21 protein-coding genes and 1 pseudogene are annotated in these 23,253 nt (G+C 61.4%); 7 read left to right on the top strand and 15 right to left on the bottom strand.

Annotated elements, in window-relative coordinates:
* Window position 1: 1 nt before the first annotated feature.
* The 3 genes from cobF to ACA065_RS12445 are packed head-to-tail and all read right to left on the bottom strand — an operon-like array spanning window position 2 to window position 1,962.
* Window positions 2–757: a precorrin-6A synthase (deacetylating) gene (gene cobF, locus ACA065_RS12455; protein WP_497694769.1), complete on the bottom strand. Its 756-nt coding sequence runs from the start codon at window positions 755–757 to the stop codon at window positions 2–4.
* Between the two features lie 45 nt (window positions 758–802).
* A complete protein-coding gene (locus ACA065_RS12450) occupies window positions 803–1,357 on the bottom strand; it encodes a histidine phosphatase family protein (RefSeq protein ID WP_497694768.1) in 555 nt (184 codons plus the stop codon).
* Window positions 1,358–1,410: 53 nt separating this feature from the next.
* Window positions 1,411–1,962, bottom strand: coding sequence for a DUF4865 family protein (locus tag ACA065_RS12445; protein WP_497694767.1), 552 nt, complete (start codon window positions 1,960–1,962; stop codon window positions 1,411–1,413).
* Between the two features lie 93 nt (window positions 1,963–2,055).
* Here ACA065_RS12445 and ACA065_RS12440 point away from each other — a divergent pair, with 93 nt between their 5' ends.
* A complete protein-coding gene (locus ACA065_RS12440) occupies window positions 2,056–2,922 on the top strand; it encodes a LysR family transcriptional regulator (RefSeq protein ID WP_497694766.1) in 867 nt (288 codons plus the stop codon).
* A gap of 25 nt (window positions 2,923–2,947) precedes the next feature.
* Here ACA065_RS12440 and ACA065_RS12435 read toward each other — a convergent pair whose 3' ends face one another.
* Genes ACA065_RS12435 through ACA065_RS12425 form a run of 3 tightly spaced genes read right to left on the bottom strand, consistent with a single transcriptional unit; the run spans window position 2,948 to window position 7,037 of the window.
* Window positions 2,948–4,276: an MFS transporter gene (locus ACA065_RS12435; protein ID WP_497694765.1), complete on the bottom strand. Its 1,329-nt coding sequence runs from the start codon at window positions 4,274–4,276 to the stop codon at window positions 2,948–2,950.
* A 43-nt stretch (window positions 4,277–4,319) separates the two neighbouring features.
* On the bottom strand, window positions 4,320–5,855 hold the full coding sequence (locus ACA065_RS12430; protein ID WP_497694764.1) for a class I adenylate-forming enzyme family protein: 1,536 nt from the start codon (window positions 5,853–5,855) through the stop codon (window positions 4,320–4,322).
* A gap of 3 nt (window positions 5,856–5,858) precedes the next feature.
* The gene (locus ACA065_RS12425; protein ID WP_497694763.1) at window positions 5,859–7,037 is read right to left on the bottom strand and encodes an acetyl-CoA acetyltransferase; all 1,179 of its coding nucleotides are present in this window, start codon (window positions 7,035–7,037) and stop codon (window positions 5,859–5,861) included.
* A 129-nt stretch (window positions 7,038–7,166) separates the two neighbouring features.
* Here ACA065_RS12425 and ACA065_RS12420 point away from each other — a divergent pair, with 129 nt between their 5' ends.
* Both ACA065_RS12420 and ACA065_RS12415 read left to right on the top strand, forming a co-directional pair.
* Entirely contained in the window at window positions 7,167–7,754 is a 588-nt protein-coding gene (locus ACA065_RS12420; RefSeq protein ID WP_497694762.1) for a LuxR C-terminal-related transcriptional regulator, read from the top strand.
* Window positions 7,755–7,955: 201 nt separating this feature from the next.
* Window positions 7,956–9,272 carry a phophatidylserine decarboxylase associated domain-containing protein gene (locus ACA065_RS12415; RefSeq protein WP_497694761.1) on the top strand — a complete coding sequence of 439 codons (1,317 nt, stop codon included), beginning with the start codon at window positions 7,956–7,958 and terminating at the stop codon, window positions 9,270–9,272.
* A 1,146-nt stretch (window positions 9,273–10,418) separates the two neighbouring features.
* On the opposite strand, the gene ACA065_RS12410 is transcribed toward ACA065_RS12415, so the two are convergent.
* Entirely contained in the window at window positions 10,419–11,489 is a 1,071-nt protein-coding gene (locus tag ACA065_RS12410) for an NAD(P)-dependent alcohol dehydrogenase (RefSeq protein ID WP_497694760.1), read from the bottom strand.
* Between the two features lie 148 nt (window positions 11,490–11,637).
* On the opposite strand from ACA065_RS12410, the gene ACA065_RS12405 reads away from it, so the two are divergent.
* Window positions 11,638–12,456: an alpha/beta fold hydrolase gene (locus ACA065_RS12405; RefSeq protein WP_497694759.1), complete on the top strand. Its 819-nt coding sequence runs from the start codon at window positions 11,638–11,640 to the stop codon at window positions 12,454–12,456.
* 53 nt (window positions 12,457–12,509) lie between these two features.
* On the opposite strand, the gene ACA065_RS12400 is transcribed toward ACA065_RS12405, so the two are convergent.
* Complete coding sequence (locus ACA065_RS12400; RefSeq protein ID WP_497694758.1) at window positions 12,510–12,896, bottom strand: DoxX family protein; 387 nt, start codon at window positions 12,894–12,896, stop codon at window positions 12,510–12,512.
* Window positions 12,897–13,070: 174 nt separating this feature from the next.
* Here ACA065_RS12400 and ACA065_RS12395 point away from each other — a divergent pair, with 174 nt between their 5' ends.
* Entirely contained in the window at window positions 13,071–14,069 is a 999-nt protein-coding gene (locus ACA065_RS12395) for an NAD(P)H-quinone oxidoreductase (protein WP_497694757.1), read from the top strand.
* Between the two features lie 818 nt (window positions 14,070–14,887).
* Here the strand turns inward: ACA065_RS12395 and ACA065_RS12390 are convergent.
* The gene (locus ACA065_RS12390; RefSeq protein ID WP_497694756.1) at window positions 14,888–16,009 is read right to left on the bottom strand and encodes an alkene reductase; all 1,122 of its coding nucleotides are present in this window, start codon (window positions 16,007–16,009) and stop codon (window positions 14,888–14,890) included.
* A gap of 78 nt (window positions 16,010–16,087) precedes the next feature.
* Complete coding sequence (locus tag ACA065_RS12385) at window positions 16,088–16,765, bottom strand: type 1 glutamine amidotransferase domain-containing protein (protein ID WP_497694755.1); 678 nt, start codon at window positions 16,763–16,765, stop codon at window positions 16,088–16,090.
* A 324-nt stretch (window positions 16,766–17,089) separates the two neighbouring features.
* Here ACA065_RS12385 and ACA065_RS12380 point away from each other — a divergent pair, with 324 nt between their 5' ends.
* Window positions 17,090–18,028 carry a GlxA family transcriptional regulator gene (locus ACA065_RS12380; RefSeq protein ID WP_497694754.1) on the top strand — a complete coding sequence of 313 codons (939 nt, stop codon included), beginning with the start codon at window positions 17,090–17,092 and terminating at the stop codon, window positions 18,026–18,028.
* On the opposite strand, the gene ACA065_RS12375 is transcribed toward ACA065_RS12380, so the two are convergent.
* Window positions 18,025–18,291 carry a hypothetical protein gene (locus tag ACA065_RS12375; RefSeq protein WP_497694753.1) on the bottom strand — a complete coding sequence of 89 codons (267 nt, stop codon included), beginning with the start codon at window positions 18,289–18,291 and terminating at the stop codon, window positions 18,025–18,027. The genes ACA065_RS12380 and ACA065_RS12375 overlap by 4 nt on opposite strands.
* Window positions 18,292–18,370: 79 nt before the next feature.
* Window positions 18,371–18,947: pseudogene (locus ACA065_RS12370) on the bottom strand (GNAT family N-acetyltransferase).
* Window positions 18,948–19,067: 120 nt separating this feature from the next.
* On the opposite strand from ACA065_RS12370, the gene ACA065_RS12365 reads away from it, so the two are divergent.
* Window positions 19,068–19,940 (top strand): undecaprenyl-diphosphate phosphatase, encoded by an 873-nt coding sequence (locus ACA065_RS12365; protein WP_497694752.1) that lies wholly within the window; start codon window positions 19,068–19,070, stop codon window positions 19,938–19,940.
* Between the two features lie 115 nt (window positions 19,941–20,055).
* On the opposite strand, the gene rtcA is transcribed toward ACA065_RS12365, so the two are convergent.
* From rtcA to ACA065_RS12350, 3 genes are read right to left on the bottom strand one after another with little or no spacing between them, the layout of a single operon-like run.
* Window positions 20,056–21,081, bottom strand: a complete 1,026-nt coding sequence (rtcA, locus tag ACA065_RS12360; protein ID WP_497694751.1) for an RNA 3'-terminal phosphate cyclase — start codon at window positions 21,079–21,081, stop codon at window positions 20,056–20,058.
* An 8-nt stretch (window positions 21,082–21,089) separates the two neighbouring features.
* Window positions 21,090–21,878, bottom strand: coding sequence for a nucleotidyltransferase domain-containing protein (locus ACA065_RS12355; protein ID WP_497694750.1), 789 nt, complete (start codon window positions 21,876–21,878; stop codon window positions 21,090–21,092).
* Between the two features lie 13 nt (window positions 21,879–21,891).
* Window positions 21,892–23,118 (bottom strand): RtcB family protein, encoded by a 1,227-nt coding sequence (locus ACA065_RS12350; RefSeq protein WP_497694749.1) that lies wholly within the window; start codon window positions 23,116–23,118, stop codon window positions 21,892–21,894.
* Window positions 23,119–23,253 lie beyond the last annotated feature (135 nt).

Below are 23,253 nucleotides of genomic sequence, written 5' to 3'. Positions count from 1 at the left end.
CTCAGGGTTTGCGCAACAAATAAGTGTCCATGATCCAACCATTTTGCAGGCGCGCCGCCTTGCGCACCCGTTCGATTTCTTCAGCCACTTCACTGACTTTGCCACTGATGAGGATTTCGTCCGGCGTGCCCAGGTAGGCGCCCCAGTAAATATCCATTTCCTGGTTGGCCACGCTGCGGTAGGAATCCTCGGCGTCGAGCATCACCACCAACGTGTCCGCATCACTCGCCTGCCCTGCCGCCAACCGGCGTCCGGTGGTGATCTCGATGGAACGGCCGATGCGGTTCAGCGGTACTTTGTGCTGGGCCGCCAGGGCCTGCACGCTGGTGATGCCGGGGATCACTTCGAACTCGAATTCGATGCGGCCACTGGCGAGAATCGCCTGCAGGATACGGATGGTGCTGTCGTACAGCGCAGGGTCGCCCCAGGCGAGGAAAGCGCCGACTTCACCGTCAGCCATTTCCTCGTTGATCATGCGTTCGAAGGTGTGCTGCTTGTCACGGTTGAGGTCTTGCACGGCGGTGGTGTAATCAATATCACCGCGCACGCGCTCGGGGCAGTCGGCCTCGACGAAACGGTAGCCGGGCTCGGTGATGTAGGTCTCGCAGATCTCGCGGCGCAGGTCGATCAGCTTGTCTTTGCTCTGGCCCTTGTCCATCAGGAAAAACACGTCGGTGCGGTTCAGCGCCTTCACGGCCTGCATCGTGATGTAGTCAGGGTTGCCGGCACCAATGCCGATGATCAGGATGCGTTTCATGGGTTGCTCTCATTGCGGGGCGTGGATTTTGCCATGTTCACGCGCTCAGGCGTGAGTTTCCAGACGCAGGCGCCACACGTTGTTAAAGCGCAGTTCGGTGGTGGACAGTGGCTCGACGTCAATCCGGTAGAACATCGAGACAGGGAACTGCAAGACGTACAGCATCGCGGCGCGAATCACAAATGGGTGGGTGATGGCCACTACCTGACCGGGCTGGGTTTCGAGGGTTTTCATCCACTGCGCGACCCGCGTACAAATCTGCTCCACCGACTCGCCGCCGTGGGGCGCACTGGCGCTGTCGGTCATCCAGGCCGTTAGCGCGTGGTTGTCGATCTCGCCGATGGCCTGGCCTTTCCAAGCGCCAAAATCACCGTCGCGCAGGGCTTCTTCGATCTGCGCGTTATCGCCGAACATGCCCGCTGTCTGGCGGGCTCTGGCCTCAGGCCCGCACACCAGGCGCGGGCTTTTCTTGAAGCGGCCGGCCTGAGATAACGCCGCGCGCTGCCAGTCCATTGCGACGGATTCGTCATCGGCAAACCGCGCCTGCTTTTGCGACGCGGTCGCGGCATGGCAGATCAGTGTCAAACGTGTGGCAGGCAACGCAGCGTGCTCCGAAGACCAGAATCAAGCCTGCAAGACTGGCCCAGTTAACGCTATCGCGCAACGCCTTGCGCCAGATAGAGCACCTGGTAGCCCGTTCCCAGGCGGTCCATCTCCAGCGCGTTCGCCGACAAGGTAAACCGCACCAGCCGCCATGCCTGCACATCCAGCGCCAGGAATACCGCGAACGTATCATTGCTATCCGCCAACTGCTGATTGCGCCGTTTTGCCTCGGCCAATACCCCGGCGCGATCTGCTCCAGGCTCCAGCGGCCACTCTTCTCGGTACAGGCTCAACGCGTTCTGCGCCGGCCCGCGCTGCACGTCCAGCGCCAGCCAGCTCTCGATATCCGGGCGGCCAAAGCTGTCGAGCACCTTCTGAAAACGCTCACCCAGCAAAAAGTCGGCGGCCTGCAACGGGTCGGCCCACAGGTACACCGACGCATACACATTGCCCGTCGTCTGCCCGCGTTCCTGGGCGATAAACGCCTTGAACAGCAGCCCTTCGGCGTGATCCCACAACGGCCCCAGTTGCGCGGCGCGCCGGCGGATCACGTCCATGTCGTAGTCGGCAGGCAGGCGGTGTGAATACTGTTTGGCAAACATGGCAAAGCTCCTGTGCAAGATGAGGGTTCAGCTTGCGCAGCGGTGATGATTTCAACAAGATATGACCCGATATAAGTGCGATAAGGATTTGATATGACTGATGCACTCAAACCCTTGGATATCGATACCGTCCAAGCCTTCGTACTGGTCGCTGATTTCGCCAGTTTCACCCGCGTCGCCGAAGCCCTCGACACCTCCCAGGCCGCCATCAGCCTCAAGCTCAAACGCCTGGAAGAACGCCTCGGCTATCGCCTGCTGGTACGCACCCCACGTCATGTACGGTTGTCGCCCCAAGGCGAGCGTTTCATCGTCGCCGCTCGCGCCCTGCTCAATGCCCATGAACGTGCACTGGGCGACATGGGCACCCACACAACGCGGCGGCTGGTGATCGGTATCAGCGACCATGTGGCCGGGCCAGACTTACCGACGTGGCTCAGCCGACTCGCGGCCTACGACCCACTGGTGATTCTTGAAGTGCGCATCGCCTCGTCCCGCGACCTGGTGGCCGCTTTTGATCGCAATGAGCTGGACGCGGTGATCGTGCGCAACGAAGGCGACCGCCAGGACGGCGACGTGTTGGCGGTGGAGCGTTTTGGCTGGTTTGCCGCACCGACGTGGCAACACAGCCCCGGCACACCGCTGCGCATGGCGACCATGGCGGCGCCGTGTGGTGTTCGGCATTTGGCGGTCAGGGCATTGGAGGCAGCGCGTATCGACTGGGCAGAAGTGTTTGTCGGCGGCGGCGTGATGGCCGTGGGTGCGGCGGTGAGCGCCGGGTTGGGCGTCGCCGCCCTCGCCCATCGCGTGGCCCCGGCCGGGGCGGTGGACGTGAGCGAGCAATACGGTTTGCCCGCACTCCCGGTCAGTGAAGTGGTCCTGCATAGCCGGATCAGCGACGCGCGGTCCCGCGAAACGCTGCGGGCCTTGAGTGCAACGTTTCGCGGCGTATTGCAGCGCTGACCTGATTTTTAAACGCCGTAATCGTTCAAGAGGCTGGCGCCAATACAGCCGCCGCCGGTGACGTCACCGGGCTGCCACTGGCGACAAAATCCTCTTTGCGCAGCACCACCAGGGCGATCAACGACACCACGCCAGTCGCCACGTAGAAGTACCACGGGGAGGTGATATCGCCGGTCACCTTGATCAGCCACGTGGAGATCAGCGGCGCGCTGCCGCCGAACACCGCGACCGGCACGTTGTACGCCACCGCAATCCCGGTGGAGCGGATGCGCGTCGGCAGCAGTTCACTCATCAGCGCATAGGTGGACGAGGCATACAGCCCGAACAGAATCGCCACCGCCATCAACGGCGCAAAGAACGTCGCGGGGGTGGCGGTGGGCGCCGACTTGAACAGCCAGAACATCGCCAAGGTGGCCAAGGTGCCGATCACCATCAGGAACGGTTTGCGCCCGTATTTATCGGTGAACGCACCGCCGAACGGCATCACGAAGGCCGCCGAGAAACTCGCGACAAACACGTAGAGCAAGGTGGTGCCGCTGTCGAACTTGAGGATCTTGGCCATGTAGGTTGAGGCGAAGGTCAGCACCAGGTAGAAGATCGAGCTGTGCAAGGTGATGATAAAAAACACCAGGGCGATTGCGCGCTTCCACTGCCAGACTTCGCGCAGCGGTGCGCGGGAGGTTTGGCCGGCGCGTTGCAGGGCGAGGAATTCCGGGCTGTCTTCGAGCTTGAGGCGGATGTACATGGAGATAAAGCCCAACGGTGCGGCGATCAGGAACGGCACGCGCCAGGCCCATTCCTGCATCACGTCGGCCCCCAGAATCCAGGTCATGCCATTGGCCACGGCGCCGCCCAGCAGCAGGCCGAGTACGGCGGTGACCATCAACCAGCACGTGGCAAAGCCGCGTCGACCGGGGCCGGCATATTCGGAGATAAAGCTGGTCACGGTGCCGATCTCGCCACCGGCCGAGAAGCCCTGCACACAGCGCACCAGAATCAGCAGGATCGGCGCGACGATGCCGAGGGTGGCATAGGTCGGCAACAGGCCGAGCATGACGGTGGAACCGGTCATCATCACCAGCGCCATGATCAGGGTTTTGCGGCGGCCGATCTTGTCCGCCAACGGGCCGAAGAACAGCCCGCCCAGTGGCCGGATGAAAAAGCTCAGGGCGAACGCTGCGAAGCTGGCCAGCAGGCTGGTGGTGGGGTCATCGGAGACGAAAAAGGCCTGGCCGATGTACACGGCGAGAAAGCCGTAGACGCCGTAGTCATACCACTCGATCAGGTGACCGGAAGTGGCACCGAGAAACGCACGGCGCCGTTTGCGAACTGTGTCTTGCGCTTGATTGCCCATCGAAGGGACTCCTTGTCTGATGATCTGTCCATGTACAGCGGGTCTAGGGAAGCGCGGCGATACTCGCTGCTTTCAACGCCTGCCGCAAGTCAGTCTTGAGGATTTTGCCATAGCTGTTCTTGGGTAAATCATCGCGAAACAGGTACTTTTTCGGTTTTTTGAACGAGGCCATGCGCTCCAGAAACCACGCGGTCAGCGCGGCTGCGTCAAGCGGCTGACCGCTGCGCGTCACCACAAACGCCACCACCGATTCGCCCCATTGCGCATCCGGCTCACCCACCACACACACCTCGAACACCTCGGGATGCTGCGCCAAGACTTCCTCGACTTCACGCGGGTACACATTGCTGCCGCCGGTGATGATCACGTCCTTGGAACGGTCCGTGAGGGTCAGGTAGCCGGCCGGGTCGAGAAAGCCGATATCGCCGGTCAACAGCCAACCCTCCACCAGGGCCTGGCGAGTGGCCTCGGGGTTGCGCCAGTAGCCGTGCATCACCGTGGCGCCGCGCACGGCAATTTCGCCGCGCTCACCCGTCGGCACCGGCTGGTGCTGTGCGTCGAGAATACGGATCTCCACACAGGATTGCGCATGCCCCACGGAGGCGGCCAGCGCTGCCCAGCCCTCGCGTTGGCGGTCGGCGATCAGGGCGCGGGGCAGCACGCTGATGGTCATCGGGCTTTCGCCCTGGCCGTAAATCTGCACCAGCCGCGGGCCGAAGGTGTCGACGGCCGCGCACAGGTCAGCCAGGTACATCGGGCCACCGCCGTAGACGATGGTCTTGATGCCTTCGCCGCCATAGCCCTGACCACGCGCCTGTTCAACCATGCGCTTGACCATGGTCGGTGCGGCAAACAACGAAACCTCGCGCAACTCGACGGCCAAGCCGAACAGCTCGGCGGCGTCGAAACCCTGAGAGGCAGGCACCACATGGCGTGCGCCACAGCGCACATGAATGAAGTTGTAGAGCCCGGCGCCGTGGGACATGGGCGCGGCGTACAGCACAGCGTCGTCGGCGCTGACGGCGTCGACATCCGTGGGGTAACACAGCGACATCGCGATCAAATTGCCATGGGACAGCATCACGCCTTTGGAGCGCCCGGTGGTGCCGGAGGTGTAGAACAGCCAGGCGAGGTCTTGATCCTGGCGTGGCACCGGTTGCGCCAAGGTCGGCCAGCCACGGGTAGGCGGCAGCGTGTGGCCGTCCAGTTCCTTGCAGCGCTGCGGCAAGTCTCGCAACGCCGAAAACACCCGGCCGCCATCGGTAAAGATAACCCGCGCCTCGGCGTTATCTGCGATCCACGCGGCTTCAGCCGGGTGCAGTTTGGCGTTGATCGGCACGACCACCCCGCCCATCCACCAGATGGCGTAGAGCAACTCCAGGTAATCGCAGCTGTTCTTCATCAGCACGGCGACCGCATCACCCGCCACCAGCCCGTGCTGGTCTACCAGGTGCGCGGCGCGCTGGCGAACGTGAGCGGCAAAGGTCGCGTAATCGGCCACTTGCCGCGTGCCTTCGAACAACGCCGGGCGTTGCGGGTCGCGACGCTGGGTGTCGTGCAACCAGTTGGCAATGTTCATGGCTCAGTACCTGCGCGCGTGCAGGACCGAGGCGTAGTTGGCGACGGCCATGCCGCCCATATTGAACACCAGGCCGAACTCCGGGTTAGCCGCGGCCAGGCCGATCGGTTCGCCGGTCAACTGCCGGAACGCCAGGGCATGCATCGACACACCGGTGGCGCCAACCGGATGCCCCTTGGCCTTGAGCCCGCCGGAGAGGTTCACCGGCAGCCGCCCGCCCGCGCGCACCACGCCGCTGTCGAGCACGCGATGGCCCTCGCCTTTGGGCGCCAGGCCCATGGCTTCGTAGATCAGCAGCTCGGCGATGGTGAAGCAGTCGTGTACCTCGGCGAAACTCAGGTCGGCCAAGGTGATATTCGCCCCGCGCAACGCCGAGTGGATCGCCCGTTGCGGGCCTTCAAAGGCCAGGATGTCACGCTGGGCGATGGGCAGGCAGTCGTTGACCTGGGTCATCGCGCGAATCTGTACATCACGGCGAAACGCCCGCGCACGCTTGGGCGAGGCCAGGATGATCGCGGCGGCGCCGTCGCTGATCAACGAGCAATCGGTGAGGCGCAGCGACTCAGCCACAAACGGGTTGCTCTTGGACACATTGTTGCAGTGCTCAAAATCCATCACCCGGTGCATCTGCGCCAAGGGGTTGGCCATCGCATTGGAGTGGTTCTTGGTGGCAATGGCCGCCATCGAGCCCAGCGGGCAGTGGTAGCGCTCGGTGTATTGGCGCGCCGCACGGCCGAACAACTGCGGGAAACTCAAGCCGGCTTCGGCCGGGTCGTTCTGATAACCCGCACCTGCCAGGGCCTGCGTGACCTCGGCGGTGGACGTGTGGGTCATCTTCTCGGCGCCCACCACCAGCACCAGTTCGGCGCTGCCGGACAGAATCGCATTGACCCCCGCCTGAATCGCCGCCGAGCCGGACGCGCAGGCGTTTTCACAGCGGGTGGCCGGCTTGAAGCGCAGGCCAGGGTCAGCCTGCAACAGCAGCGACGCTGCAAACCCGTCTGGCACCAGGCCCGAGTTGAAGTGGCCGAGGAACAACGCATCGATTTCTGACGCATCAATGGCCGCGTCCGCCAAGGCTTCGCGGGTAACCTGTACGATCAGGTCTTCAAGGGTGGCGCCTTCCAGGCGACCAAAACGCGAATGACCGGCGGCAACAATGGAGACGCAATCAGCTGGCATAATCAATTTTCTTCTGTTTTTGGTGCGGACATTTACCTACAATGACTCACCGCTGGGCGCTCGCCAATTCGTGTAACTACTTACATGGATAAGTAGCCCGGTGAGAAAAGCAACGAGGCAGGATGCCCAATGAACGCGTTTACACAGCAACTCCACGATATCGAACGCCTGGCGTTCCAGCTCTCCCCCGCCCCGCAACTGGTCACCCGCAACCGCGTGATGGTCGACTGCAATGAGGCCTTTTTACAGTTGTTCGGCTATTCGCGCGACGAATTGGTCAACCAGCTGACCCTGCTGATTTACCCGTCCCAGGCCGACTATCACGCCATCGGCAAGCGTAGCCATGACTGGTTGCTGGAGAGCGAGAACGGCTTCTACTCCGACGAACGCTTCATGCAGCACAAAAACGGCGAAGTGTTCTGGGCCAAGTCCCACGGCTACACCCTCACGCCCAAAGACCCGTTCAAGCTGATGATCTGGCACTTCGAGCGCCTGGACCGCACCCACCAAGGCACCGGCGACCTGACGCCACGGGAGCGGGAAGTGGCGATGCACATCGTCAACGGCCTCAAGTCCAAGGAAATCGCGCAACGCCTGGCCATCTCGCACCGCACGGTAGAGGTACACAGGGCACGGCTGATGAAGAAACTGGAGGTAAAAAACATTGTGGAGCTGGTGTCGAAGATGATTTTCGTCGGCGGACGCGCCTGGTTATAGCCAACCATTACAAACCCCGGTCCTGCACTGGCTACGCTGAGAATGCTCAAAAGGAGCTTTCCCACGCAGTTACGTTTAAAGGACTAATGTCATGGCACACTCCGACCGTTCCTCACCCGCCACCCAACCCCGCAAAACCCCGCCCTCCGTCGAGAGCAGCGGTTCCAACCTGCTCACCCTGGACAATGCCGGCCCGTGCAAATGGGCTTCTGGGTGCCCAACCGCGTGTGGGCCACGGCCAACTTCCTGGTGCCGCTGCGCGACTACATCGCCGCCATGAAGGCCGCCGGCACCCTTGCGCCCATGCAGCCACAACTGGTGGCGTTCAAGCACTGGGTCACCACCCACAGCGTGTACCGCATGTGGGTCATGTCGATGATCGAGCAGTCCAACGCGTTCGTGCTGACCCTGCCGCCGCACACCCGCGACAAGATCAAGACTAAAGATGGCGACGCCTTGTGGATCAAGGACTACGACAGCTTCTTCGAGATCCTCAACGAGATCGTTACCACCTCGTCCTCCTTCAACGATACCGCCCAAGTGGGCACGCCGATGAATGCCTTCCTGGCGATTTCCATGGCCACCGAAGCCGGCGTCGCGCTGTTTCATGACACCACCTTCAATGAGCAATTCAAAAAGGTGCTCGACACCTGGAACGCCTACCTCAAAAGCCCGCAATCGCTGGACAAACTCGACATCAACAACCCCGAGAAGCCCGGCTCATGGATCTCCAAGGCCGCCTGGAAAGCCGGTGTATGGCACCAGATGGAGTGCGACCCGAAAAAGCCCGGCTATGGCTACGATTCCTGGAACGCGTTTTTCATCCGCAAGTTCGTGCCCGGCGCCCGGCCGTTCCAGGGCGACGCGCAAACGCAGGTCGACATTGGCTGTGAAACCACGCCGTGGGAGTACCAGAACAACATCGCCTTCGAGAGCGACTTCTGGATCAAGGACGTCAATTACTCACTGCTGGACCTGTTCGCCGGCCAGCGCGACTGGGCCAAGCATTTTGAAGGCGGGCAGCTTTACCAGGGCTTCCTCTCCGCCACCCACTACCATCGCTGGAACGCGCCGCTGGATGGCACGCTGCTGCGTTCATGGGTGCAACCGGGCACCTACTTCGCTCAGCGCCCCGCCCAGAAAGAGGGCCAGGGCACGTGGGAAGGTACTGAGTCGCAACCCTACTTGGGCCATGTGGCAGCCCGCGCCATCTTTATCTTCGAACACCCCACCTGCGGGTATGTGGCGCTGATCTGCATCGGCATGGTGGAAGTGTCGACCTGCATCATTGAACCGGCGTTTATCGTCGATGAAGGCAGCAAGCCGGTGAAGATCACCCGCGGCACCGAAATCGGCCACTTCGAGTTCGGCGGTTCTACCCACATGATGGTGTTCCAGCGTGACCGGGTGCGCCTTGAAGAGTGGGCCCTCAACGCGGTGAAGCACCGTCAGGCGGCGAACCCAACGCCTATGGGCAGTGTGATTGCAACTGCACTGGACACTCAAAAACCTAAGTGACCCGGGGGGCAGCGGCGGCGTGCTGTGCACCGCCGTGTCTGGCCGGATCAGGGTGGGGGCGACGATTCTTTGCGAGCACTTGTCGGCCTGATAAACCGCGAATGCTTCGATGTTGGGTTGCCTTTGATACTGCACAGCTTTTGGGGGCATATCCGTTATTTGGGTGATGGCGGGTATTGGTTCCGCTCTTACAGCGGGTCACTTTTGAAAAGAGCCCAAAAGTAACCAAAAGGCTCTTGCCCCACCACTCGGCACCTCGCTTAGGCTCGGTGTGCCCTCACGCAGGCTTTGGAGCGGGGGCCGCCGCGATGGGCCATCCTTGGCCCAGCGCGGCTAAACCGGCGTCCTGCCGGTTTACCCCCGCTCCAAAGCCTGCGTTCGGCCAGCGTGGTTGACGGGGCGCCTAAGATCAAAATCAAGATCAAGATCTACAGCACGGCGGCCTAGTAGCCGACCTGAGTGGTTGAATCAAAAGCAAAGCCAAGGCGGCCTGACAGCCGACCTGCTTACTGAAGCTGTTCTCGGTCTAATTGTGGGAGCGGGCTTGCTCGCGAATGCGGTGTGTCAGTCAGTTTATTTGTAACTGGCCCACCGCATTCGCGAGCAAGCCCGCTCCCACATTTTGAGCTCAGTACATCAGGTAGATGTGTGTGTGTACTCGGTCAATGTGGGAGCTGGCTTGCCTGCGAAGGGATCAACTGGGTTTGCCTGATGTACCGAGGTGTCTGCATCGCAGGCAAGCCAGCTCCCACAGAAAAGCAGCTCTGCTTTTGCCTTGTTTTTGCCCTGCTTTTGCTTCAACCACTCAGGTCGGCTACTAGGCCGCCGTGCTCTTGCTTTTGATCTTGATCTGACAGGCCCCGTTAACCACGATGGCCGCACGTAGGCACGGTGGAGCGGGTAAACCGGCAGGGATGCCGGTTTAGCCGCGCTGGGCCAGGGATGGCCCATCGCGGCGACCCGCGGAACCGGGCCGGAGTGCGGGCATGCCGAGCCTAAGCGAGGCACCGAGTGGTGGGGCAAAGACCTTTTGGTTACTTTTGGCTGGGCCGGCATTCCGGGCGTTTGCCAAAAGTGACTCGCTGTAAGAGCGAAACCATAGGTGGCCGTTACCGCAGCAACGGATATGTACTCACCCCCCCAAGATCACATCGCCACGTCGCTTTCCTTCTTCAAACTCTCCATATCAATCACAAAGCGATACTTCACATCGCCCTTGAGCATCCGCTCATACGCCTCATTAATGCCCTGAATATCGATCATCTCAATGTCCGAAACAATCTTGTGCCTGGCGCAAAAGTCCAGCATGTCCTGGGTTTCCTGAATGCCACCGATCAAAGAGCCGGCCAGGCTGCGGCGCTTGAAGATCAAGTTGAACACCGTAGGCGACGGATGCGGGCTATCAGGCGCGCCCACCAACGTCATGGTGCCGTCGCGCTTAAGCAAGTTGAGAAACGCATCCAGGTCATGCGGCGCAGCGACAGTATTGAGAATGAAGTCCAGACTGTTGACCACCTTGGCCATTTCGTCCGCGTTCTTCGACACCACCACTTGGTCAGCACCCAAGCGCAAGCCATCTTCGCGCTTGTTCGGCGAAGTGGTAAACAACGTGACGTGAGCACCCATCGCATGGGCGATCTTCACCGCCATATGCCCCAGCCCACCGAGCCCGACCACGCCGACTTTCTTGCCGGGGCCCACCTTCCAGTGGTGCAGTGGCGAATAGGTGGTGATCCCGGCGCACAGCAGCGGCGCCACGGCGGCCAGGTTCGCATCATCGTGGGAGATGCGCAGCACGAACTTCTCCTTGACCACGATGTTGTCCGAATAGCCGCCAAAGGTATTTTCACCGCCGAACACCGGGCCGTTGTAGGTGCCGGTAAAACCGTTCTCGCAGTATTGTTCCTCGCCCTCGGCGCAGGATGCGCAGTGCTGGCAGCTGTCGACCATACAACCGACACCGGCCAAGTCACCGACCTTGAATGTCTTCACATTGGCACCGACCGCCGTAACGCGGCCGACGATTTCATGGCCCGGCACCGACGGGTACAAGGTGTTGTGCCACTCGTTACGCGCGGTGTGCAGGTCGGAGTGGCACACGCCGCAATACAGAATGTCGATCTGCACGTCATCCGCGCCCGGCGCGCGGCGCTCGAAGGTAAAGGGCTTGAGCGTATCCTTGGAATCCCGCGCGGCGTAGCTGTAAGTCTTGGCCATTTGGTTCACCTGTTGATCTGACGGTAGAGGTCAGTGGACCCACATAGACGCTGAACCGTTCAACCGAGCACATCCGTACAAGCCCTTCGTCCGGTTTACCGCAATAGTGAGGCTGAGCGTTTTGCCCCCTGAACCCAAGGAGTTTTCCATGAGCACATTCGTTGCCAAAGACGGTACGCAGATCTACTTCAAGGACTGGGGCAGCGGCAAGCCCGTGCTGTTCAGCCATGGTTGGCCGCTGGATGCCGACATGTGGGAATACCAGATGGAATACCTGAGCAGCCGTGGCTTTCGCACCATCGCCTTCGACCGCCGGGGTTTTGGCCGCTCGGACCAGCCGTGGACTGGCAACGACTACGACACCTTCGCCGACGACATCGCCCAATTGATCGAACACCTGGACCTCAAGGACGTGACCCTGGTGGGCTTCTCCATGGGCGGCGGCGACGTGGCGCGCTATATCGCCCGCCATGGCAGTGCCCGCGTGGCCGGCCTGGTGCTGCTGGGCGCCGTCACGCCGATTTTCGGCCAGAAACCCGACTACCCGCAGGGCGTGCCGACCGAGGTGTTCGACGGCATCAAGGCCGGGTTGCTCAAGGACCGCGCGCAATTTATCAGCGACTTCAACACGCCGTTCTATGGCATCAACAAGGGCCAGAAAGTCTCCCCAGGCGTACTGACCCAAACCCTGCAAATCGCGCTGCTGGCGTCGCTCAAATCGACCGTGGACTGCGTCACCGTGTTCTCCGAGACCGACTTCCGCCCGGACATGGCCACGATCGACGTGCCGACCCTGGTGATCCACGGTGACGGCGACCAGATCGTACCGTTCGAGACCACCGGCAAAGTCGCGGCCGAAATGATCAAGGGCGCGCAATTGAAGGTGTACAAGGATGCGCCGCACGGTTTCGCAGCCACCCATACCCAGCAGTTGAACGAAGATTTGTTGGCGTTCCTGAACCGCTGAAACAACTGAATCACCCGCTCCTTGTTTGGCCGGGCTTGCCCGGCCTTTTTTATTCAGGCACACCGCTGACTGAGCGCCAGGCGGCCCGGCCCCGCGACCAGAATGCTGGTGAAGATGATCAACAGCAGCCAGCCAAACTGCCCTTCAAACAACGTCCACTGCGGATGCACCACCAGCAGGGCCACCCACAGCACGGCCAGGATCGGCAAGCACGCCAGGCGCACCAGCACCCCGACGATGATCAGCAGCGGGCACAGCACTTCGGCAAAAATCGCCAGCAACAACGTGACGTGGGCGCCGAGGTGAAACGGGGCTTCGATCAACGCCAACTGCTCGCTGTAGTGCAGCAGCTTGGGCAAGCCATGCACCCACAACAGAAACAGCGCCCCGCTGACGCGCAGAAACAACAGCCCGAGTGCCTGGTACTTTGATTCGTTCATAAACGCCTGTCCCCGTAGAATCGACCGGCGCCTGTGCGCCGGAGCCGGGGCGATTGTGTCGGCACAGGCGCTGGCAGACTTGCAGGCATGTGCTGACATGCCAGCGTTCCTGTTGAATCAACGGCCGCGTATTGTGGTCCCACTCTCTACGCTCCCGGTTAAAGGAATTGCACGATGAACCTGCCCAAAGAAATGACCCTGATCGAAATCACCACCCCAGGCGGCCCTGAAGTGCTGCAACCGCGCCGCGCCGACGTGCCGGTGGCAGGCGCCGGTGAGATCCTGATTCGCGTACACGCCGCCGGGGTCAACCGCCCCGATGCTTTGCAGCGTGCCGGCAAATACCCGATGAAACCTGGCATGAACCCGATCCCAGGGCTGGAAGTGGCCGGTGAAGTGGCCGCAGTGGGCGAAGGTGTCAGCGAATACGCGGTTGGCGACAAGGTCTGCGCCCTGACCAATGGCGGTGGTTATGCGCAGTTTTGCACGGTGCCGGCGAGCCAGGCCTTGCCCATCCCCGAAGGCATGGACTGGATTCAAGCCGCTGCCGTGCCGGAAACCTTCTTCACCGTCTGGGCCAACCTGTTCGGCCTTGGCGATGCGCACACCGGCCAGCGCGTGCTGATCCACGGCGGCACCAGCGGCATCGGCACCACCGCGTTGATGCTCTGCCGCGAGTACGGTATCCAGGCGTTCGCCACCGCCGGCAGCGCCGACAAATGTGCGGCTATTGCCAAGCTGGGCGCAGAGCCGATCAACTACCGCGAGCAGGACTTCGCCGAGGTCATCGCGCAAAAAACTGACGGCAAAGGCGTGGATGTGATCCTCGACATCATGGGTGCCTCGTACCTCAACAACAACCTCAAGGCCCTGGGCATGGACGGGCACTTGGTCATGCTGGGGTTCCTCGGTGGCGGCAAGGCCAATGACGTCGACCTGCTGACCATCCTCGGCAAACGCGCCGTCATCACCGGTTCGCTGCTGCGTGCACGCACCAAGGACGAAAAGGCCGCCATCGCCGAACAACTGCGCGAGTACGTGTGGCCGGTGCTGGCCGCTGGACGATGCCTGCCAATCATCGACAAGATGTACGAATACACCGACGCCGCCCAAGCCCATGCGCGGATGGAAGGCGGCGACCATATTGGCAAGATTGTGTTGCGGGTGGAATGAATACCAGCGCCCCCGTGTGGCGAGGGAGCTTGCTCCCGCTGGGGTGCGAAGCAGCCCTAAAACCCGCGACCGCGATCAGCCAGGCCAATCACCCGTGTAGGGTTTGGGAGGGCTTCGCCCTCCAGCGGGAGCAAGCTCCCTCGCCACAGGGATCAAGCAAACCTGGCTATCCGGCGTACGTCGGGTAATCGGTACGGCAAGATTGTGTTGCGAGTGCAATGAACACCAGCGCCCCCGTGTGGCGAGGGAGCTTGCTCCCGCTGGGGTGCGAAGCAGCCCTAAAACCAGCGACCGCAATCAGTCAGGCCAATCACCGATGCAGGCTTTGGGAGGGCTTCGCCCTCCAGCGGGAGCAAGCTCCCTCGCCACATTAGTCCGGGTGGCTGCTGAACTGGCCGCCGGGCGATGCCTGCGGATGATCGACAACGTGTACCCAACACCAACGCCCCCCTTGTGGCGAGGGAGCTTGCTCCCGCTGGGCTGCGCAGCGGCCCTAAAGCCCGCGACCGCGATCAGCCAGGCAAATCACCCGTGTAGGGTTTGGGAGGGCTTCGCCCTCCCGCGGGAGCAAGCTCCCTCGCCACATTAGTCCGGGTGGCTGCTGAACTGACCGCCGGGCTATGCCTGCGGATGATCGACAACGTGTACCCAACACCAGCGCCCCCCTTGTGGCGAGGGAGCTTGCTCCCGCTGGGCTGCGCAGCAGCCCTAAAACCCGCGAGCGCGATCAGCCAGGCAAATCACCCGTGTAGGCTTTGGGAGGGCTTCGCCCTCCAGCGGGAGCAAGCTCCCTCGCCACACAGGTCAAGCCAATTCGCCTATCCGGCGTACACCGGGTAATCGGTATAGCCAAGCTGCGAGCCGCCATACATGCCCTCTGCGCGCAGCGGGTTCAGCGGCCAGCCGTTGAACAGCCGCTGCGGCAAATCCGGGTTGGCGATAAACGGGCGGCCGAATGCAATCAAGTCCGCCAGCCCGGCCTCCACCAGTTTCGCACCGCGCTCAGCGGTGTAGCGCCCAGCGTAGATGATCCGCCCGCTGAAGGTGCTGCGCACCGCTTGGCGGAAGGATTCGGGCAGGTCCGGCGCGTTGTCCCAATCAGCCTCGGCGATGGACACATAGGCGATGCCCGACGCTTGCAGCACCTTGATCGCTTCGATGTAGGTGTGATGCGGGTCTTCTTCCACCAGGCCGATGTACACGCGGTCCTGGTCGGTGCCGCTGAACAACGGTGAAAAACGCACACCCAGGCGTTCCGGCCCGACCACGGCGGTTACCGCTTCAACGATCTCGCGCAGGAAACGCAGGCGGTTGTGCAGCGAGCCGCCGTACTCGTCATCACGCTGGTTGGCGTGGGCCGAAATGAACTGGTTGACCAGGTAGCCATTCGCCGCGTGGATTTCCACACCGTCAAACCCGGCATCCAACGCATTGCGCGCGGCCTGTGCGTAATGCCCGACCAATTCCTCGATCTCAAGCACGCTCAAGGCACGCGGCACGGGCGGCTGCTTCAGCTCACCCACCCCAGGCCCGGTTTCGATAAAGGCTTTGGCCTGCTCGGCCGCAATGGCAGACGGCGCGACCGGCGCGGCGCCGTCCGGCTGCAGCGCATTGTGGGACACGCGGCCCACATGCCAGAGTTGCGCAAAGATCACCCCGCCTTCGGCATGCACGGCATCGGTCACTTGGCGCCAGCCGTCGATCTGCGCTGGCGTGTAGATACCCGGCGTCCAGGCGTAACCCTGGCCGCGCGGCTCGATCTGCGTGCCTTCGCTGACCATGAAACCGGCCGTGGCGCGCTGGCGGTAATACTCGGCCATCAGGCCCGTGGCGATATCACCGGGTTGCGCGCTGCGTTGGCGCGTCAGAGGCGGCAAGACAACACGGTTATTGAGCGTGTGATGCCCCAGCTTTACCGGGGTATTTAAACTATCAGTCATTTGAAACTTCCAAATTCAGGGCGAGCAAAAGCATTGGCGGCTCTTGAGAGCCGCCAATCAATAAAGCGATTAATTAACTCAGGCGGTGAGTTTGAGCAGTGCCTTGGCCACATCACTCGAACTGGCAGGATTCTGCCCCGTCACCAACAAACCATCTTCCAATACAAAGGTTTGCCAATCTGCGCCCTTCTCATAGTGGCCGCCAAGTGCCTTGAAATCATCTTCGATCAGGAACGGCACCACATCGGTCAGGCCTACAGCGGCTTCTTCGGAATTGGAGAAACCCGTAACACGACGGCCCTTGACCAGCGGGTCGCCATTCACAGCCTTGACGTGACGCAACGCGCCCGGTGCATGGCAGACAAAACCAATGGGCTTGCCGGCGCGCTCGAACGACTCGATCAACGCGATGGAAACAGGCGATTGCGCCAAGTCCCACAGTGGGCCATGCCCCCCTGGGTAGAACACCGTGTCGAAGTCGTCGGCGTTGACCGAGTCCAGCTTGACGGTGTTGGCCAGGGCCTGCTGGGCAGCCGGGTCGGCAGCAAAGCGCCGGGTTTGCTCGGTTTGTGCATCCGGCTGGTCGCTGACGGGGTCCAGCGGCGGCTGGCCACCGGCCGGGGATGCCAGCACCAGCTCAGCACCGGCGTCCTTGAACGTGTAATACGGTGCAGCGAACTCTTCGAGCCAGAAGCCGGTTTTACGACCGGTAGTGCCAAGCTGGTCGTGAGAGGTCAGTACCATTAATACTTTCATTTTCAAGTCCTCCATCGAGGTGCATGTCGGTGTATTCAGGGCAACCCGACAGCGGTCGGGTCAGCGGCAGCGCCTCGTCAAAAGGCGCGGGTGTTCGGTGATCTTGCTTATGACGCTGGTCTTCAACCATAGCGCATCAAATGGGTGGCCCCCTACCCTCACAAGATTAGACCAGTCGTCTATTTCGTTAAGGGGATGTTAGCCGTCGAGAAAAACTTCAACAATGTCATATCCGCAAGGATTTCGGACACGCGGCAACGGCGGTTGCCGTTTCCCCGTTACACGCCGACAATCCCCCTCTTGCGCGCCACTTGGAGAATGACGATGCACAGCGTTGCGCTGATGGTTTACCCGAACTTCCAGTCCCTGAGCCTCAGCCTGGGCTCGGTGTTCGAGTGCGCGAACCTGCTGCGCGGCGAACCGGCCTATGAGTTCCACCTGGTGTCGCAAAGTGGCGGCGCCGTCATGACCTCCCAGGGTTTTTCGGTGAATACCACACCGATTCGCGCGCAGGGTTATGACACGCTGATCGTCAGCGGCTACCTGGAGTTTCGCCTGCCGGAGGCTAACCTGCTGGAGCTGGTCAAGGCGGCATCCGCGCAATCGCGGCGCGTGGCCTCGCTGTGCATGGGCATTTTCGTCCTCGCCGAAGCCGGCTTGCTCGAAGGCAAGCGCACCACCACCCACTGGATTCACGCACCCGCGTTCCGCAAGCGCTACCCGCATATTCAGCTGGATGAAGACAAACTGTTTGTGGTGGACGGCCAGGTATGGACCGGCGCCGGCATGAGCGCCGGTGTGGACATGGCACTGGCGATGGTGGAGGCCGACTTGGGCGGCGACCTCGCCCGGCGCATTGCGCGCAAATTGGTGATTGCCCAGCGCCGCGGCAGTGAACAATCGCAATTGTCAGCCTTGTTGGAACTGGACCCAAAATCCGACCGCGTGCAACTGGCCCTGGCCTATGCGCGCGAGAACCTGACCCACGAGCTGTCGGTGGAAGCCCTGGCTGGCGTGGCTCGGCTGAGCCCACGCCAATTCAGCCGAGTGTTTCGTGAAGAGACCGGGCAAACACCGGCCAAGGCCATCGAGTCGCTGCGGGTGGAAGCCGCCCGGGCGATGATGGAAACCAGCCGTCACCCGGTCGAAGTGGTGGCCCGCGAAACCGGCTTTGGTGATCGCGAGCGCATGCGCCAGGCGTTTCTGCGCGCATTCGGGCAACCGCCGCAAGCGATGCAGCAGGTGTTCAACGTGGGTGCCTAGCGACAGTGGTAAGGACTTTCGCTTTTGAGTTCTTCACCCGTGTCCAGGTCACGGATGGTGACCGTGCCCTTTGGGTTATTCATGCAAAACGCATTGCGAATAGAGTAGATGCCCCGGCCTTGGGTGGTGAACTCCATCTTGGCCGGCGCGCCGGTGGCGTCTACGGCGGTGACCTTGTAGTTACCCGACATCGTCAGGCAGCCGCCCAAGGTCAGCAATACGCCAGCGCAAACGACGACTTTGAACGAAGAGAAGGTGTTCATTTCGCATCCTTGTGAAATCAGGGCCCAACCGGCCGACGAGTCTGGGAGCCGTCATGCCCGGTTAAGTTCAACGTCGTGTTTAATGCAGCGCCGCCCGCGTGATCAAATAACTCACCAACTGCGGATCATCGTCCAGTTCAATCGTCTGCGCCGGGCGCGGCAGGTTATCCAGCACCGCACGCCAGAACGCCTGGGACACTTCATCCTGGTCATAGAAACGCACCAGCCAATTCGCCTCGCCGCTGCTCAACACCTGGGTGGCGATGGCGCGGCCGATGCCTTTGCGGCGGTAACGCTTGAGGATGAACAAATCAGCCAATTCCAGAGCATCCATGCCCGGTAATTCACTGCCTTCGATCAGCAGGAAGCCGGCGATATAGCCATCGACCAGCAGCAGATTTGCGCTCCACTGCGGGTCTTGCCAGTAGCGGGTCAGGTGCTCGTCATGGATGTAGAAACGGCCATCCGCCTCGACGTCTTCCTGTTCCCAATCCGACGACTCGTAGGCGTAGTACTGGTAAAGATTGCGGATCAGCTCAGACGCATCGGGGCCGGTCTGGATCAATTCGACAGTGGTTTCAGGCATTGGGCTCTCAGTGAAAATTACGCAAGGCCTCATTGTTCACAAAACTCATACACACGCCAATACATTGCATAACCTTTCTGCTTGCTGAACCGATTGCGGATTTGTTTGGCTCGGCCGAAAATCTTGAAACATTTAGAATAAACTTCGCTGAATACTCTTTTTCTCAAGCCCTTTTTCAAGGACATGTACTTTGACCAACGTCTGTTCCGCCGGCCTGGATGTGGGCTTTGCCTCCCTGGATTACCTGCAGATTCTGATCCTGGGGGTGATCCAGGGCATTACTGAGCTGCTGCCGGTGTCGTCCACGGCCCACATGCGCGTAGTGCCGGCCTTGCTCGGCTGGCAGGACCCGGGTTCGGCGTTTTCGGCGGCGATGCAGTTGGCGGCGCTGGCGGCAGTGGTGAGTTATTTCTGGCGCGATGTGTGCCAGGTCACGACCGGAAGTATCAGCGCAGTGCGCCGGGGCGACTACAACGACCAGTGGTTCAAGTTAGCCGTAGCGATTGTGCTGGCGACCCTTCCGATCGGGATTGCAGGCTTGGCGCTGTCTTCGACCTTGAACACCTGCAACTCGCCTTTGCGCGGCCTGATGGTGATCGGCATCTCCTGCGTGGTGATGGCGGTGCTGCTGGCCGCCGCTGAGTTGCGTGCACGCCATACGCGCGACATGAGCCAGATGCGCCTGCGCGATGCGTTGATTGTCGGTATTGCGCAGATTGGCGCGCTGATTCCTGGCGTATCGCGTTCCGGCTCCACGCTGACCGCCGCGCTGTTTCTGAACTTCAAGCGTGAAGAAGCCGCGCGCTTTTCCTTTCTGCTGGGCCTGCCCGCCATCGCCCTCGCCGGCTTGAAAGAGCTGTGGGTGTTGCTGCACGCCGACCTGCCTGCCCACGCTTGGTCGCACTTGATCTTCGGCCTGGTGGTCGCCAGCATCTCGGCGTTCTTCGCCATCTGGGGCCTGATGCGCTTCCTTGAACGGTTCTCCACCTGGCCGTTCGTGATCTACCGCGCGCTGCTGGGGATCTTTTTGATTGTGGCGGTCAGCACCGGGCTGTTGAGCTAAGTGGCAGGCTCGCGCTCGGCCCATCGGGTGGGGTGGGGGCTTCATCGCCCTGCGCGCCGGCGAGCGCGTAGGGCTACAGGCCCAATTGGCGGGCGAATGACAGCGTATTTGAGCGCTAGCGCGCCCGGCACTCCACCAGTAACCCGCCCTCCTCGCGCACACGGCTTTCGATTACCACCGGCAGGAAGCGCTGGATCACCGTCATATTGCTGTGCAAATGCTCGCTCATGTGTGGCGTGGTAAAGCGCCCGCCGCCTGCCAACGCCATCGGCAACAGCAGTTGATCCGCCAGGTGCTCACCCACCGCCGTGTCGGTGCTCTGCCATTCCACCACCTGGTCGATCGCCTCGTCAGCCACGGTCTCGGCGCGCACAGTGGCCATGCCAAACGCGCTAAACACCTCGGTGACGTGCGTGTGCACGTATTCGAGCATCAGCACATTGCCCGGCCCCTGCTGCGGGTCAATCTCAACCGGGAATAACTGCGCCTCGCTGAAGCCCAGGCGCTGGCGAACACGTTTGAACTCACGCGCGCTGACCTGGGCGGGCAGCCCGGCATTCAGAGTGATGGCGCGTTTTTCCAACAGTTTGCCGCGCTGCATCAGCTGCAACGGCAGCAACTGCGATGGCTGGATAAACACCTCAATTTCACCACCACCCGCCGGGACGAAACCATGGCGGTTGAGGTTCAATTCGACACACGCGCCCATGCGTCGCAACAGTGGCAGCCAGGCCCGCTGCAAAAAATCCACCGGCGGCGCCAGCGGGTTATGCGTGCCGCCGCTGATCGTCACATGGCTGGCGGTCGGCGCGCGCAATAACGCGGGTAACAGCGTCTGCAACACCAGCGTGCAACTGCCGGCCGTGCCGATGGCAAAGCGGTACTCGCCGCCTTGAATCGGCCCGGGCTCAAACACCAGGGTCTGCGAGCCCAACTCAGCCCCTTGCACCTGGGCACCACACACCTGCGCGGCGGCCAGCACGGCCGTCAGGTGCTGGCGCATCAAGCCTGGCCGGCTGCGTTTGGCGCGAATGTTTTTGATGCGCAAGCCAAGCCCGGTCACCATCGACAGGCTCAAGCCACTGCGCAGCACCTGGCCACCGCCGATGGCGCCGTCGAGTTCAATCACGTCCTGTTTCATGTTCATCCTTATGCGTAGCGGTTGACGGTGTGCCGCAGGTATTGGTCGAGTCGGTGCGAGTCTGCTTGCGTACGTGGCAATACCGGCACGCTGCGTTCCAGTTCGCGCAGGATAAATTCATGCAGCGTCCTGCGGCGTGGGCCGCTAGCGACTTCTCCGGCGCTGCGCTTGAGGGCCAGCAATGTCTCGATTTCATCGAGCAGTTGCGAGTCGTCCACCGTGCTCAACAAGTCGGTAAAGGTCATCGGGGGCCGCCCCAGGCCTAAGTCGATCCAGCGCACCGCCAGCAACGGCCGTAACGCATAAAAGTACTTTTTGAAACGCACCGTGTCCCCCTGCAAATGTCCATGCAAGGTCTTCTTGGCCATCGACAAGTAATGATTACGCGCCGCTGGCGGGCTGTAGAACGCCTCGGCCAAGGCACGCAGTTGCGCCGTCGCCTCAGTCTCCTGGCGATACACCAGTGGCGAATCCAGCCACTCCAGCAACGTGGGGTTGGATTTGCGCAACAGGCCCAAGGTCTTGCGCAACTCCCAGCCGCTCACGTCCAATTCGTCATCCAGCGGACGTTCGATCACGTCCCGCGGCGTATCCACCTGTACAAACCAATCAGGCTTCTCCACGTAGACAAAGCGCACGTCGTAGTCACTGTCGGTGGAGGCAAAACCCCAGGCGCGGCTGCCGGATTCGCAGGCATACAGCACGGTCACATTGCGCTCGCGCTCGATGCGCGACAATTCATCCAGCACCCGCGCACGCATGGCGTCGCTCAATGGGTGTCGTTCATCCTTTTCCATCGTTGTTCCCCTCTTAACCTTTTACGCACACCACTTGACGCAAGGTGTGCAGCACTTCCACCAGCTCGCGCTGGGCGTGCATGACTTTGTCGATGTCCTTGTAGGCCATCGGTATTTCATCGATCACATCGGCGTCCTTGCGGCACTCCACGTGGGCTGTCGCACGGATCTGGTCGGCCACCGTGAAGGTGTTTTTGGCCTTGGTGCGGCTCATGGTGCGACCGGCACCGTGGCTGCATGAGCAAAACGACTCTTCGTTGCCCAGGCCGCGCACGATGAAGCTTTTAGCGCCCATGGAACCCGGAATAATCCCCAGCTCACCCTTCTTCGCTGACACCGCGCCCTTGCGCGTCACCAGAATTTCCTCACCAAAGTGCCGCTCTTTTTGCACATAGTTGTGATGGCAATTCACGGCTTCCAACGCCACTTCAAACGGCTTGCTGATCACCTGGCGCGTGGCCTGGACCACCGCGCGCATCATCAACTCGCGGTTCTGGCGGGCAAAGTCCTGGGCCCAGCCCACCGCCTCCACGTAGTCATCGAAGTGCTGGCTGCCTTCTTCGAAATAGGCCAGGTCGCGGTCCGGCAAGTTGGCCAGGTGCTGGCGCATGTCCGCCTGGGCCAGCTGGATAAACAGGTTGCCGATGGCGTTGCCCACACCGCGCGAGCCGCTGTGCAGCATGAACCAGACACGGTTGGCTTCATCCAGGCACACCTCGACGAAGTGGTTACCCGTGCCGAGCGTGCCCAAATGCTGGCGGTTGTTGCTGCGCTCAAGCTGCGGGTATTTGTCGGTGATCGCCTTGAAGCGCGGGTGAAGCATCGCCCATACCTGATCGGCCTGGGCTGGCACGTCTTCCCAGGCACCTTTGTCGCGACCTTTACGGCTACGGGTGCGCCCATGGGGCACCGCAGCTTCGATGGCGCAGCGCAACCCGTGAAGGTTGTCCGGCAAGTCGCTGGCGGTCAGCGTGGTGCGCGCGGCGATCATCCCGCAACCGATATCCACGCCCACCGCCGCCGGGATAATCGCGCCCACCGTGGGGATCACGCTGCCGATGGTCGAGCCCTTGCCCAGGTGCACGTCCGGCATCACCGCGAGGTGTTTGAAGATAAACGGCATCTTGGCGGTGTTCATCAATTGCTGGCGGGCCTCGGGCTCCACCGGCACGCCTTCGGTCCAGAGTTTGATCGGCTTGCCGTTGGCCACTTCCAGCAGTTGATAGGTCTTCTCTTGCATGATTTCGATTCTTTCTTGTAGGCCGTCACTGCGGCGTTGACAGGGCTATAGCAGCGGTCGTGCCAGCTTTTCACGCTTTTCGCTAAAATCACTTATCTAATTGTTTTATATAAGTATTTAAAATTTATCGGTTTT

It is taken from the genome of Pseudomonas sp. LBUM1640, from assembly GCF_059716225.1.
This window is presented reverse-complemented; position numbering and strand designations above follow the sequence as displayed.